The sequence below is a fragment of the Nocardia sp. 852002-51101_SCH5132738 genome (genome assembly GCF_001665695.1).
GTDB lineage: Bacteria > Actinomycetota > Actinomycetes > Mycobacteriales > Mycobacteriaceae > Nocardia > Nocardia nova.
The window spans coordinates 17,532-29,307 of record NZ_LZML01000217.1; the positions used below are offsets into that span (position 1 = coordinate 17,532).

Below are 11,776 nucleotides of genomic sequence, written 5' to 3' on the forward strand. Positions count from 1 at the left end.
GCGGGGCTCTTTCGCGTCCGGGGCCCGATGCGCTGCGGCCCGGGGTCGGCGGCGGTGTGAGGGCGGCTGCCTACCGGGCGGTACACCGGCGCCGAAGCGCGACCATTAAGCTGGTCCGCGGTAAATGCCGACCTCTTTCCCCAGGAGTGCCCCACAGTGAGCCAAAATGGCCGTCCTGTTGTTCTGATCGCCGACAAGCTCGCCCAGTCGACCGTCGATGCGCTCGGTGACGGTGTCGAGGTTCGCTGGGTCGACGGCCCCAATCGACCCGAGCTGCTGGCCGCCGTGCCCGAGGCCGACGCGCTGCTGGTCCGTTCGGCCACCACCGTCGACGCCGAGGTGCTCGAGGCCGGCAAGAACCTCAAGATCGTCGCCCGCGCCGGCGTCGGCCTCGACAATGTCGACGTGCCCGCGGCCACCGAGCGCGGTGTCATGGTCGTCAACGCGCCGACCTCCAACATCCACACCGCCGCCGAGCACGCCGTCACCCTGCTGCTGGCCGCCGCCCGCCAGATCCCGGCAGCCGACGCCACCCTGCGCGAGCACACCTGGCAGCGCAGCAAGTTCAACGGTGTCGAGATCTTCGGCAAGACCGTCGGCGTCATCGGCCTGGGCCGCATCGGCCAGCTGTTCGCGCAGCGCCTGGCCGCTTTCGAGACCAAGGTCATCGCGTACGACCCCTACACCTCCCCGGCCCGCGCCGCCCAGCTGGGCATCGAGCTGCTGAGTCTGGACGAGGTGCTCGAGCGCGCCGACTTCATCTCCATTCACCTGCCCAAGACCCCTGAGACCAAGGGCATGCTGAACAAGGAGACCCTGGCCAAGACCAAGAAGGGCGTCATCATCGTCAACGCCGCCCGTGGCGGTCTGATCGACGAGCAGGCCCTGGCCGACGCCATCACCTCCGGCCACGTGCGCGCCGCCGGCATCGACGTGTTCGAGACCGAGCCGTCGACCGACAGCCCGCTGTTCGAGCTGCCACAGGTCGTCGTGACCCCGCACCTGGGCGCCTCCACCGCCGAGGCCCAGGACCGCGCCGGAACCGATGTCGCCAAGTCGGTGCAGCTCGCCCTCGCGGGTGAGTTCGTGCCCGGTGCGGTGAACGTCGCCGGTGGTGCGGTCAACGAGATCGTCGCCCCCTGGCTGGACATCGTGCGCAAGCAGGGTGTGCTGCTGGGCGCCCTCGCCGACGAGCTGCCGGTCTCGCTCGAACTCCAGGTGCGCGGCGAGCTGTCCTCGGAAGAGGTTGCGGTGCTGGAACTCTCGGCGCTGCGCGGTGTGTTCTCCGCGCACGTCGAGGACGCGGTCACCTTCGTCAACGCCCCGTCGCTGGCCGCGGAACGGGGTCTCGAGGCCTCCGTCACCACCCACAGCGAGAGCCCGACCCACCGCAGCCTGGTCGACCTGCGCGCCGTATTCGGCGACGGCCGCACCCTGAACGTCGCCGGCACCCTGACCGAGCCCGCTCAGGTCGAGAAGATCGTCAACATCAACGGCCGCAACTACGACATGCGCGCCGAGGGCCTCAACCTGGCGATCCTCAACTACGACGACCGCCCGGGTGCCCTGGGCAAGATCGGCACCAAGCTGGGCGAGGCGGCCATCGACATCAAGGCCGCTCAGCTGAGCCAGGACATCGACCAGGAAGGCGCGACGGTCATCCTGCGCGTCGAGGAGTCCGTCCCGGCCGAGGTGCAGTCCTCGATCGCCGAGGCCGTGGGTGCCGCGAAGGTCGTCCAGGTCGACCTGAGCTGAGACGTTCCGGGCCGGAATCGGCTCGGCCGCAGTACGTTACAGTGCGCGCGAATCCAACCGCCATGGCGCGGACCGGGATTCGCGCGCATTGTGCGTTTCGGCAGATGTGACCGGTTGTGTGCCGGTGAGATTCGTGCTGGTGATTCGGGGAGCCCGTGCCGTCGGATCCCACTCATTGGGAGCGGCTTGCCCTGGTTATCGGGGTGATTCGGGGGACCGATAGTGTGACGGTGTCGGCGATCCGGCCGGGCGCAACGCCGCCGATCGACCGCCCTTGGCTGATTCGGCCGCATACGTGTTGCGAGCCGCGAGCAGGAACGAACGGAGCGTTGTCATATGAAGCTGGCTGTCATCGCCGGTGACGGTATCGGGCCCGAGGTCATCGCCGAGGCGCTCAAGGTACTCGACGTGGTCGTGCCCGGGGTCGAGAAGACCGAGTACGACCTGGGCGCCAAGCGCTACCACGCGACCGGCGAGGTGCTGCCGGAGTCGGTGCTGCCGGAGCTGAAGCAGCACGATGCCATCCTGCTGGGCGCGATCGGTGATCCCTCGGTCCCCAGCGGCCTGCTCGAGCGCGGTCTGCTGCTGCACACCCGCTTCGCGCTCGACCACCACGTGAACCTGCGTCCGTCGAAGCTGTACCCGGGCGTCACCAGCCCGCTGTCGGGTGATCCGGAGATCGACTTCGTCGTCGTGCGCGAGGGCACCGAGGGTCCGTACACCGGTACCGGCGGCGCGATCCGCGTGAATACCCCGCACGAGGTGGCCACCGAGGTCTCCACCAACACCCGCTTCGGCATCGAGCGGGTGGTGCGCTACGCCTTCGACAAGGCCCAGCAGCGCCGCAAGCACCTGACGCTGGTCCACAAGACCAATGTGCTGAGCTTCGCCGGTTCGCTGTGGCAGCGCACCGTCACCGAGGTCGGCGCGGAATACCCCGAGGTCGAGGTCGCCTATCAGCACATCGACGCCGCGACGATCCACATGGTCAACGATCCGGGCCGCTTCGACGTGATCGTCACCGACAACCTGTTCGGCGACATCATCACCGACCTCGCCGCGGCGGTGTCCGGTGGCATCGGCCTGGCCGCCTCGGGCAACATCGACGCCTCGGGCACCAACCCGAGCATGTTCGAACCGGTCCACGGCAGCGCACCCGATATCGCCGGCCAGTCCAAGGCCGACCCGACTGCCGCCATCCTCTCGGTTTCGCTGCTGCTGAACCACCTCGGCCGGTCCGAGGAAGCCGCCCGCATCGAAGCCGCGGTAGCCAAGGACCTCGCCGCCCGCACCGGCACCGCCTCCACGGTCGAAATCGGCGACCGCATCGCCGCGTCCCTCTGAGCTTGTTCCGAACGATCCTCCTGTCGCCAAAACAACGGCGCGACAGGGGGATCGTGGCATGTGCGCGACTTCGACGCGACGTGTCGGAATTGGGGGCCACGAATCGGCGCACAGGAAGAGCGCGTAGTTGCCGTCGCAAAGCAGCCGGGACATGACCCGGTCCTGTGCGCTCGAGGGTTGCGCTGCTGGTTGCCGTCGACCGCCACCGGCTAGCATTGAGCGCAACTGATGCAGGCCATCGACGTGCGCAAAGACCTGGAGGCGGTATGACGGCGGAGCACATCGGGGGTGCCGTCGGATTCGGTCCGTACACCGTGCTCGACTTGCACGAACAACCGGAAGACGGCAAAGGGCTGGAACTCGAGGACGGGTGGTTGATCGAGGTGGCGGCGGGGGCTCGGCACAACTGGATTGCGCGCACCTTGGCGCGGATCGTCGAATCTGCGGCGGGCGAAGCCGAGGTCGTTGTGCTGGAGGGCGGGGAGTGGGAGATCAGTACGCCCAATGGCGTGCGTAAACCCGATGTCTTCGTCATCCCGCGTGAGGTGGCGCGAGCGGCGGTGCTGGATGAGACGCCGAAGTTGATCCCCGGCACCGAATTGTTACTCGTAGTGGAAGTGGTGTCGCCCGGCAGCGGTAGCGAGCGCACGGATCGGGTGCGCAAGGTCCGCGAATACGCGGCACTCGGGATCCCGCAATATTGGATCATCGAGCATCAGCCGCATATTCGAATTCATCGCTCCGTGCTCGGCGATGACGGCTACCGATGGGAGCCGACAGTCCCCGAGGGAAGCCGGTTCAGCGCGGATGTCGAGGCGGACAAGGTTTTTCGCATCGAGTTCGATCCAGCCGCGCTGATCGAGATTTGATCCTGCGGCCCGTACCAGGGGCGGGCGTCGACCGGGACCGCTCGATCCCGGCGTTCCGGCTTCGCCCCTAATCGGTGCCGAGGCCTCTCAGGTTGTAGGTACAACCTCGAAAGTTGTTGGCGGCGTGACATTTCCCCACGGCCGCACTCCGTACTGTGACGGAAAGGGGTGCGGCCGTGGGGAACCCGGATGTCAGCGGTTGCGGACGATCGGCACCACGGGGACGGCGGCTGCCGCGACGATCGCGGCGACCAGATAGGTCGCCGGGAAGCCGGCGGCGGTGATGAGAGCGCCGAAAATCGGTGCGACAGCGGCAGATGCCAGGTTCTGGCCGGTGTTCTGGATGCCCAGGCCGCGGCCGCTCCAGTACGGGCCGGCGATTTCGGCGACGGCGGTGAACGCCAGGCCGTTGTCCGCGACGGTGATCACCGACGCGGCGAACAGGATCGGGATCGCCGCCCACCACCAGTGCAGCCAGGCGGCACCGGCCAGAGCGGCCATCGAGACCACGGCCGCGATCGCCACGGTGTGCAACGGACGCAGGCGGCTGGCGACACGGTCGGACCAGATACCGGCGCCGATGCGCCCGGCGGCGCCCAGAATCTGGGTCGCGGTGACGATCGCCCCGGCCACCGGCAGCGACAGCCCGGCATCGCGATGCAGCCACAGCAGGGCGAACGTCCACAGGGTGGCCTGCGGAACCACCAGTAGCACCGAGACCGCGTGGATGCGCCACAGCGTGGAATCACCCCGATACGGGTTGTCCGGATGCGCGCCGGTGCTCGCCGGGCGGGGCGGGTCGACGATTCCGATCAGACAGCCGATCGCCGCGACACCCGCCATCGCCGCCGGAACCAGAATCGCCGTGGAAAAGCCGTGTGCGGCAGCGACAGCCGGTATCGACATCGCGGCGACCGCGACACCCAGCGGCTGTGCGGTCTGGCGGATACCCATCGCGAGCCCGCGCTGATCGACCGGGAACCAGCCGACGATCACCCGGCCGCTCGCGCCGTTGGTACTGGCAGCGCCCATGCCGGCCAGAAACAGCAGTACGCCCAGGATGCCGTAGTTCGTCACCGTCGCAGCAGCCACACCTGCCACACACATCACGACCGGACCGGCGACCAGGACGGTGCGCTCACCCGCCCGGTCCACGATGTATCCCCAGGCGATCAGCGTGCACACCAGGCCGACCGTCGGCATCGCGACCAGCAGACCCGCTGTGGCCAAGGGCATTCCGCGATCGGTCAGCGCCGGCAACAGGAACGGGGTGCCGTGCACGATGACCGCGCTCGAGGACTGAGCGAAGACTCCGAGCGCGAGCATGGTCCACCGCCGGGTCGCGCGCACGTCTGTCACGGTGGTCATCGCCCTCACCTCGAATCTCATATTTTGGGATCAGAGTCTTACTCTGTGAACCGGCTCTTACCGTACACCCAGGATGTGGCGGGTAGGCAAGTCGAAATTCGTCACATGCGCCCGTCGCAGACCGGGTGGTCGGCCGCGTTCGGGCAGGTGGATAGACTCTTCGCCATGCGTCTAGGTCGTGTTGCCAGCCCCGATGGGGTCGCGTTCGTGAGTATCGAAACCGACGGTTCCGACGAGATCGCTCGTGAAATCGCCGAGCATCCGTTCGGTACCCCGACATTCACCGGCCGTACCTGGCCGCTGGCCGATGTGCGACTGCTGGCCCCCATTCTGGCCAGCAAGGTCGTGTGCGTCGGAAAGAACTACGCCGCGCATGCGGCGGAGATGGGCGGAGCGGCGCCGGAGGATCCTGTGATCTTCCTCAAGCCGAACACCTCCATCGTAGGGCCGAACCTGCCGATCCTGTTGCCGCCCAATTCCTCTCAGGTCGACTACGAGGGGGAGCTGGCGGTGGTGATCGGCCGCCCGTGCAAGGACGTGCCGGCCGCCCGGGCCGCCGACGTCATTCTCGGCTACACCGTCGCCAACGACGTGACCGCGCGTGACCAGCAGCGCCACGACGGACAGTGGACGCGCGCCAAGGGCTACGACACTTTCTGCCCGCTGGGACCGTGGATCGAAACCGAACTCGATCCGGGCGATCTCGAGATCACCACCGAACTCGACGGTGAGGTGCGCCAGCGCAGCCGGACTTCACTTCTGCTGCACGACATTCCGACGGTGATCGAGTGGGTCACCAAGGTGATGACCTTGCTGCCCGGCGATGTCATCCTCACCGGAACGCCGGAAGGTGTAGGACCGATGACGGATGGGCAAACCGTATCCGTGACGGTTCAGGGTATCGGCACCCTCACCAATCCTGTTGCCGCCAAACGTTGATCGAGAGAAGGAACATGACTGACGTACGGGTCCGATTCTGCCCGTCACCCACCGGCACACCGCATGTCGGCCTGATCCGGACCGCGCTGTTCAACTGGGCGTTCGCTCGCCACCACGGCGGCACCTTCGTCTTCCGTATCGAAGACACCGATGCCGCACGCGATTCCGAGGAGTCGTACCACGCGATTCTGGACGCGCTGCGGTGGCTCGGGCTGACGTGGGACGAGGGGCCGGAGGTCGGCGGGCCCTACGGTCCCTACCGTCAGTCGCAGCGGCGTGAGCTTCATCTCGATGTCGTCCAGAGGTTGCTGGCGGCCGGTGAGGCCTATGAATCCTTCTCCACCCCAGACGAAGTCGAGGCCCGTCACCGGGCAGCCGGACGCGATCCGAAGCTCGGTTACGACAACTTCGACCGCGATCTGACCCCCGAGCAGATCGCCGCCTACAAGGCCGAGGGCCGCCCCGCGGTGGTGCGCTTGCGGATGCCCGAGCACGATCTGGTGTGGAACGATCTGGTTCGCGGGGAGATCACTGCCAAGGCCGGGACGGTGCCCGATTTCGCGCTCACCCGCGGCACCGGTGATCCGCTCTATACGCTGGTGAATCCCGTCGACGACGCGCTGATGAAAATCACACACGTGTTGCGCGGGGAAGACCTGCTTTCCTCCACTCCGCGGCAGTTGGCGTTGTATGCCGCATTGCAGCGGATCGGGGTGGCGGAGTTCACTCCGGAGTTCGGTCATCTGCCCTTCGTGATGGGCCAGGGCAACAAGAAGTTGTCCAAACGTGATCCGGAGTCGAATCTCTTCGCGCACCGGGATCGCGGATTCATTCCTGAAGGTTTGCTGAATTACCTGGCTTTGCTCGGATGGAGCCTCGCCGAGGACCGCGATGTCTTCTCCATGGCGGAGATGGTCGATGCGTTCGAGATATCGAAAGTAAATTCGAATCCGGCCCGCTTCGACCAGAAGAAGGCGGATGCGATCAACGCCGAACACATTCGTTTGCTGGATACCGGGGATTTCGCCCGTAGGTTGCGGGAGTTCCTCACCGCGCACGGTCACATCGGCGCCGAAGTGGACGACCGAGTTTTCGCCGCTGCGGCGGAGTTGGTGCAGACCCGGATCGTGGTTCTCGGTGATGCGTGGGATCTATTGAAGTTTCTGTTCGTGCCGGCCGAGGAGTTTGCTGTCGACGAGGCCGCGGCGCAAAAGAATCTGGGGCCCGATGCGGTGCCGGTGTTGCAGGCCGCCGTGGCGGCGCTCGACGGTGTTTCCGGATGGACGCCGCCCGTGCTCGAGGAGGCGCTGAAAAAGGCTCTGGTCGACGATCTGGGGCTCAAACCGCGTAAGGCCTTCGGTCCCGTGCGGGTGGCGGTCACCGGCTCGCACATCAGCCCGCCGCTGTACGAATCGCTGGAACTGCTCGGCCGTGAGGTGACCATGCGGCGGCTGCGGGCCGCGCTGGCGTAGCCGGACCGGCCCCGGTGCCCGACCGATCGGGGGCCGGGGCCGCGCAGGCCGTGAAAAACGGCTCTGACCAGACGATTTGTATAAATACGGGAGGGGTTTGGTACTCTTCTTCTCGGCCCGGAACGAGGGCCTCGAACCGGCAGGGGAGAGGCTGAAAGCCCAGGTCATTGGGGTATGGTGTAATTGGCAACACAGCTGATTCTGGTTCAGCCATTCTAGGTTCGAGTCCTGGTACCCCAGCGGAGAATGTTGATTCGCTTCGTTCGGTCGAGTCGGAACAGCATCCCCGGCGATTTGGTCGCCGGGTCTCGGCCGGTTAAGCTTGCCGAGCCTCCTCGATCGAAAGATCCACGGAGTCTCCCTTCGGGGAAGTCCTCTGGCCCCGTCGTCTAGCGGCCTAGGACGCCGCCCTCTCAAGGCGGTAGCGCGGGTTCAAATCCCGTCGGGGCTACATTCGAAAGCCCTCCAGCGCGAGCTGGAGGGCTTTTCTCGTTCCCGGGTGCGGATCAGTCCTGCACCGGCCAGGTGGATCCACCCGGCGGCATGGCGGGCATACCGAGCTTGCGGTGATCCCAGCTGCGCACCCGTTCCGGCACCACGCGGATCGCGACGCGCTTGTTGAGCATCGCCTCCACCATCGGGCGCAATTCCTCGGTGTAGGGGCCGGTGTAGCGCTCCCAGACGCTGACGCCGACCTTGAACAGCGCCTCCGGGTCCTCCACGATCTCCGCGCGGCCCTCGATCGACACCCCGCGCAACTGGTCGTAGGTGTCGCCCGCCTCGACCAGCACGGTGACGCGGGGATCGCGCCGCAGATTCACCGCCTTCTGCGACTTACCCTTCGTCTCGAACCAGATTTCACCGTCGACCAGGCCGTACCACATCGCCGTGAGATGCGGCGTTCCGTTCTTGCCCAGGCTCGCCAGCGTCATGATGCGGCTGCGTTCCAGGAATTCGGTGATCTCCGTCTCGGACATCACGATCTGTGCGCGTTGGTTCACTCCCATGCGGTCACGATACTTTACGGCGTATGGCCAGGATCACAGCTCGTGATCGGGATCAGAGCCGCTTGTGCAAGGCATCGGCGGCGGCGACGAGGTCGGCGGCCCAGCGCGCGCCCGGGCGCCGGCCCATGCGATCGATCGGGCCGGATACCGAGACCGCGGCGATCACCTGGGACGACCCGTCGCGCACCGGCGCGGAGACGCTGGCCACACCCGCGGACCGTTCGGCGGCGCTCTGTGCCCAGCCGCGGCGGCGGACCTCGGCCAGGGCGCGCTCACCGAAGACCGCGTCGGCCAGCACGCCTCGTTGCAGTTCCGGATCGGCCCAGGCCAGCAGGACCTTCGCGGCCGATCCGGCGGTCAGCGGCAGGCGGGCGCCGACCGGGACGGTGTCACGCAGGCCGGAGGTGGGCTCGAGCGCGGCCACGCAGATGCGGGAGTGCCCGTCGAGCCGGTAGAGCTGCACGCTCTCGCCGGTGATCTCGCGCAGCCGGGGCAGGATGACGGCAGCGGCGTCGAGCAGCGGATCCTCGGCGGTGGTGGCCAGCTCCGACAGCGCCGGACCGGGCCGCCAGGAACCGGCGGCGTCGCGGGCCAGCATGCGATGGGTCTCCAGCCCCACGGCCAGCCGATGCGCGGTGGCCCGGGGCAGTCCGGTGCGGGTGCACAGCTCGTTGAGTCCACACGGTTGTTCGGCCACGGCGTAAAGCACGGCCATGGCTTTGTCGAGCACCCCGATACCGCTATGCTGTCTCATAGAACGATATTAGCGTCTCGCATAGTGAGATTGGCAAGTCCGATCGAACCGGCGAGTACGCACCTCCGGTGGACCTTGGATAGGGGATCCACCTGCGAGTTCGCGATGGCGAAGCCGTCGCAGATAACACAGAGAGGTGGTTGTCATGGCCGAACGGCCACGCACGCTGGCGGAGAAGGTCTGGGATCAGCATGTCGTCGTACGGGGTGCGGGGGAGGGTGCGCAGCGCGAACCCGATCTCATCTACATCGATCTGCACCTGGTGCACGAGGTCACGAGCCCGCAGGCCTTCGACGGGCTGCGGGCGGCGGGGCGCCCGGTGCGCCGGCCGGATCTGACCATCGCGACCGAGGACCACAATGTGCCGACGGTCGATATCGATAAGCCGATCGCGGATCCGATCTCGCGCACCCAGGTGGAAACCCTGCGGCGTAATTGCGAGGAATTCGGCGTGCGGCTGTATCCGATGGGTGATATCGAACAGGGCATCGTGCACGTGGTCGGTCCGCAGCTGGGTTTGACGCAGCCGGGCATGACCGTGGTGTGTGGTGATTCGCACACCTCGACCCACGGTGCATTCGGCGCGCTGGCGATGGGTATCGGCACCAGCGAGGTCGAACATGTGATGGCGACGCAGACGTTGTCGCTGCGGCCGTTCAAGACCATGGCGATCAATATCGATGGCGAGTTGCCGCCCGGCGTGACGAGCAAGGACGTGATTCTGGCGGTCATCGCCAAGATCGGCACCGGCGGCGGGCAGGGTTATGTGCTCGAATACCGCGGCGAGGCCGTGCGCGCCATGTCCATGGAGGCGCGGATGACGATGTGCAACATGTCCATCGAGGCCGGTGCCCGGGCGGGCATGGTGGCCCCCGACGAGGTCACCTACGAATTCCTGAAGGGCCGCGAACATGCCCCCACCGGCGCGGACTGGGATGCGGCGGTGGCGGCGTGGGAGGCGCTGAAGACCGATCCGGATGCCGGCTTCGACGCCGAGGTGCACCTGGACGCCTCGACGTTGACGCCGTTCGTCACCTGGGGCACCAACCCCGGTCAGGGCGCCCCGCTGGGCGATGTGGTGCCGAATCCGGAGGATTTCGCCGACGAAAACGAGCGAGCGGCCGCCGAGAAGGCTCTGACTTACATGGATTTGGAGCCCGGAACTCCGCTTCGTGAGGTGCCCGTGGATACGGTTTTCGTGGGTTCGTGCACCAACGGCCGGATCGAGGATTTGCGGGCGGTGGCGGACGTTCTGAAGGGTCGCAAGGTCGCCGACAGCGTGCGGATGTTGATCGTTCCGGGCTCGATGCGGGTGCGCGCCCAGGCCGAATCCGAGGGTTTGGGCGAGATTTTCACCGCGGCGGGCGCGGAATGGCGCCAGCCCGGCTGCTCGATGTGCCTGGGAATGAATCCGGATCAGCTTTCTCCCGGTCAGCGCTGTGCTTCGACATCGAACCGCAACTTCGAGGGACGCCAGGGTAAAGGCGGCCGTACGCATCTGGTTTCGCCGCAGGTCGCGGCCGCGACAGCGGTCCGGGGCCGGTTGTCGGCGCCGGCGGATCTGAACTGACCGGCCGGAATTCACCTCAGGACTACAGGAGCAACTATGGAACCGTTCAAGGTGCACAAGGGGATCGGCGTGCCGTTGCGCCGGTCGAATGTCGATACCGACCAGATCATCCCGGCGGTCTATCTGAAACGGGTGACCCGAACGGGATTCGAGGACGGCCTGTTCGCCGCCTGGCGTTCGGATCCGGGCTTCATTTTGAACACCAGCCCGTTCGACCGGGGAAGTGTGTTGGTCGCCGGACCGGATTTCGGTACGGGATCGTCGCGAGAGCATGCGGTTTGGGCATTGATGGACTACGGCTTCCGGGTGGTGATCTCTTCCCGCTTCGCCGACATCTTCCGGGGCAACGCCGGTAAGGGCGGCTTGGTGGCCGCGCAGATGTCACAACATGATGTCGAATTGCTCTGGAAGTTGATCGAAGAACATCCCGGCCTGGAATTGATCGTCGATCTCGAGGCACGCACTGTGGCCGCTGGAACCACCGTGTTGCCCTTCGATATTGACGACTACACCCGGTGGCGGCTGCTGGAAGGTCTGGACGACATCGGACTGACACTTCGGCAGGAAGAGGCCATCGAGCAGTTCGAAAAGGCAAGGCCGTCTTGGAAACCGACCACCATTCCAGCGGCTATTTCACGGGACTGAACAGTCTCGAGTGTTAGCTGAGAGCAACCAATCGAGGTTGCTGCGCGTGTGCC

The 11,776-nt window shown here is 66.3% G+C and carries 10 protein-coding genes and 2 tRNA genes; 9 read left to right on the forward strand and 3 right to left on the reverse strand.

Annotation, left to right across the window (positions count from 1 at the left end; translation table 11 throughout):
- The first annotated feature begins 156 nt into the window (after positions 1 to 156).
- The 3 genes from serA to A5789_RS34330 all read left to right on the forward strand — a co-directional run bounded on the left by serA (position 157) and on the right by A5789_RS34330 (position 3,968).
- Positions 157 to 1,755, forward strand: a complete 1,599-nt coding sequence (gene serA, locus A5789_RS34320; RefSeq protein ID WP_063015185.1) for a phosphoglycerate dehydrogenase — start codon at positions 157 to 159, stop codon at positions 1,753 to 1,755.
- Positions 1,756 to 2,091: 336 nt separating this feature from the next.
- A complete protein-coding gene (locus A5789_RS34325; RefSeq protein ID WP_030512992.1) occupies positions 2,092 to 3,099 on the forward strand; it encodes a 3-isopropylmalate dehydrogenase in 1,008 nt (335 codons plus the stop codon).
- A 266-nt stretch (positions 3,100 to 3,365) separates the two neighbouring features.
- Positions 3,366 to 3,968: a Uma2 family endonuclease gene (locus A5789_RS34330; protein WP_063910798.1), complete on the forward strand. Its 603-nt coding sequence runs from the start codon at positions 3,366 to 3,368 to the stop codon at positions 3,966 to 3,968.
- Positions 3,969 to 4,160: 192 nt separating this feature from the next.
- Here A5789_RS34330 and A5789_RS34335 read toward each other — a convergent pair whose 3' ends face one another.
- Positions 4,161 to 5,336, reverse strand: coding sequence for an MFS transporter (locus A5789_RS34335; protein ID WP_064903891.1), 1,176 nt, complete (start codon positions 5,334 to 5,336; stop codon positions 4,161 to 4,163).
- Positions 5,337 to 5,501: 165 nt separating this feature from the next.
- On the opposite strand from A5789_RS34335, the gene A5789_RS34340 reads away from it, so the two are divergent.
- From A5789_RS34340 to A5789_RS34355, 4 genes are all read left to right on the forward strand, one after another.
- Positions 5,502 to 6,275 carry a fumarylacetoacetate hydrolase family protein gene (locus A5789_RS34340; RefSeq protein ID WP_030512995.1) on the forward strand — a complete coding sequence of 258 codons (774 nt, stop codon included), beginning with the start codon at positions 5,502 to 5,504 and terminating at the stop codon, positions 6,273 to 6,275.
- A gap of 14 nt (positions 6,276 to 6,289) precedes the next feature.
- On the forward strand, positions 6,290 to 7,747 hold the full coding sequence (gene gltX / locus A5789_RS34345) for a glutamate--tRNA ligase (protein ID WP_064903893.1): 1,458 nt from the start codon (positions 6,290 to 6,292) through the stop codon (positions 7,745 to 7,747).
- Between the two features lie 168 nt (positions 7,748 to 7,915).
- Positions 7,916 to 7,987 (forward strand) — tRNA-Gln (locus A5789_RS34350).
- A gap of 138 nt (positions 7,988 to 8,125) precedes the next feature.
- Positions 8,126 to 8,198: transfer RNA gene (locus A5789_RS34355), tRNA-Glu, on the forward strand.
- 55 nt (positions 8,199 to 8,253) lie between these two features.
- Here A5789_RS34355 and A5789_RS34360 read toward each other — a convergent pair.
- Entirely contained in the window at positions 8,254 to 8,754 is a 501-nt protein-coding gene (locus A5789_RS34360) for a pyridoxamine 5'-phosphate oxidase family protein (protein ID WP_063015189.1), read from the reverse strand.
- Positions 8,755 to 8,806: 52 nt separating this feature from the next.
- A complete protein-coding gene (locus tag A5789_RS34365) occupies positions 8,807 to 9,508 on the reverse strand; it encodes an IclR family transcriptional regulator (RefSeq protein WP_030512998.1) in 702 nt (233 codons plus the stop codon).
- Positions 9,509 to 9,653: 145 nt separating this feature from the next.
- Between A5789_RS34365 and leuC the strand changes: the two genes are divergently transcribed.
- Together leuC and leuD are read left to right on the forward strand one after the other, a co-directional pair.
- Positions 9,654 to 11,078: a 3-isopropylmalate dehydratase large subunit gene (gene leuC / locus A5789_RS34370; protein WP_064903894.1), complete on the forward strand. Its 1,425-nt coding sequence runs from the start codon at positions 9,654 to 9,656 to the stop codon at positions 11,076 to 11,078.
- Positions 11,079 to 11,114: 36 nt separating this feature from the next.
- Positions 11,115 to 11,723 carry a 3-isopropylmalate dehydratase small subunit gene (gene leuD / locus A5789_RS34375; RefSeq protein ID WP_063015191.1) on the forward strand — a complete coding sequence of 203 codons (609 nt, stop codon included), beginning with the start codon at positions 11,115 to 11,117 and terminating at the stop codon, positions 11,721 to 11,723.
- Positions 11,724 to 11,776 lie beyond the last annotated feature (53 nt).

What these genes read in the sequence shown, in the direction of transcription:
- gltX (WP_064903893.1), top strand. Translation starts at nt 6,290, where the DNA reads ATGACTGACGTACGGGTCCGATTCTGCCCGTCACCCACCGGCACACCG.
- A5789_RS34330 (WP_063910798.1), top strand. Translation starts at nt 3,366, where the DNA reads ATGACGGCGGAGCACATCGGGGGTGCCGTCGGATTCGGTCCGTACACC.
- A5789_RS34325 (WP_030512992.1), top strand. Translation starts at nt 2,092, where the DNA reads ATGAAGCTGGCTGTCATCGCCGGTGACGGTATCGGGCCCGAGGTCATC.
- A5789_RS34340 (WP_030512995.1), top strand. Translation starts at nt 5,502, where the DNA reads ATGCGTCTAGGTCGTGTTGCCAGCCCCGATGGGGTCGCGTTCGTGAGT.
- A5789_RS34365 (WP_030512998.1), bottom strand. Translation starts at nt 9,508, where the DNA reads ATGAGACAGCATAGCGGTATCGGGGTGCTCGACAAAGCCATGGCCGTG.
- A5789_RS34335 (WP_064903891.1), bottom strand. Translation starts at nt 5,336, where the DNA reads ATGACCACCGTGACAGACGTGCGCGCGACCCGGCGGTGGACCATGCTC.
- leuD (WP_063015191.1), top strand. Translation starts at nt 11,115, where the DNA reads ATGGAACCGTTCAAGGTGCACAAGGGGATCGGCGTGCCGTTGCGCCGG.
- leuC (WP_064903894.1), top strand. Translation starts at nt 9,654, where the DNA reads ATGGCCGAACGGCCACGCACGCTGGCGGAGAAGGTCTGGGATCAGCAT.
- A5789_RS34360 (WP_063015189.1), bottom strand. Translation starts at nt 8,754, where the DNA reads ATGGGAGTGAACCAACGCGCACAGATCGTGATGTCCGAGACGGAGATC.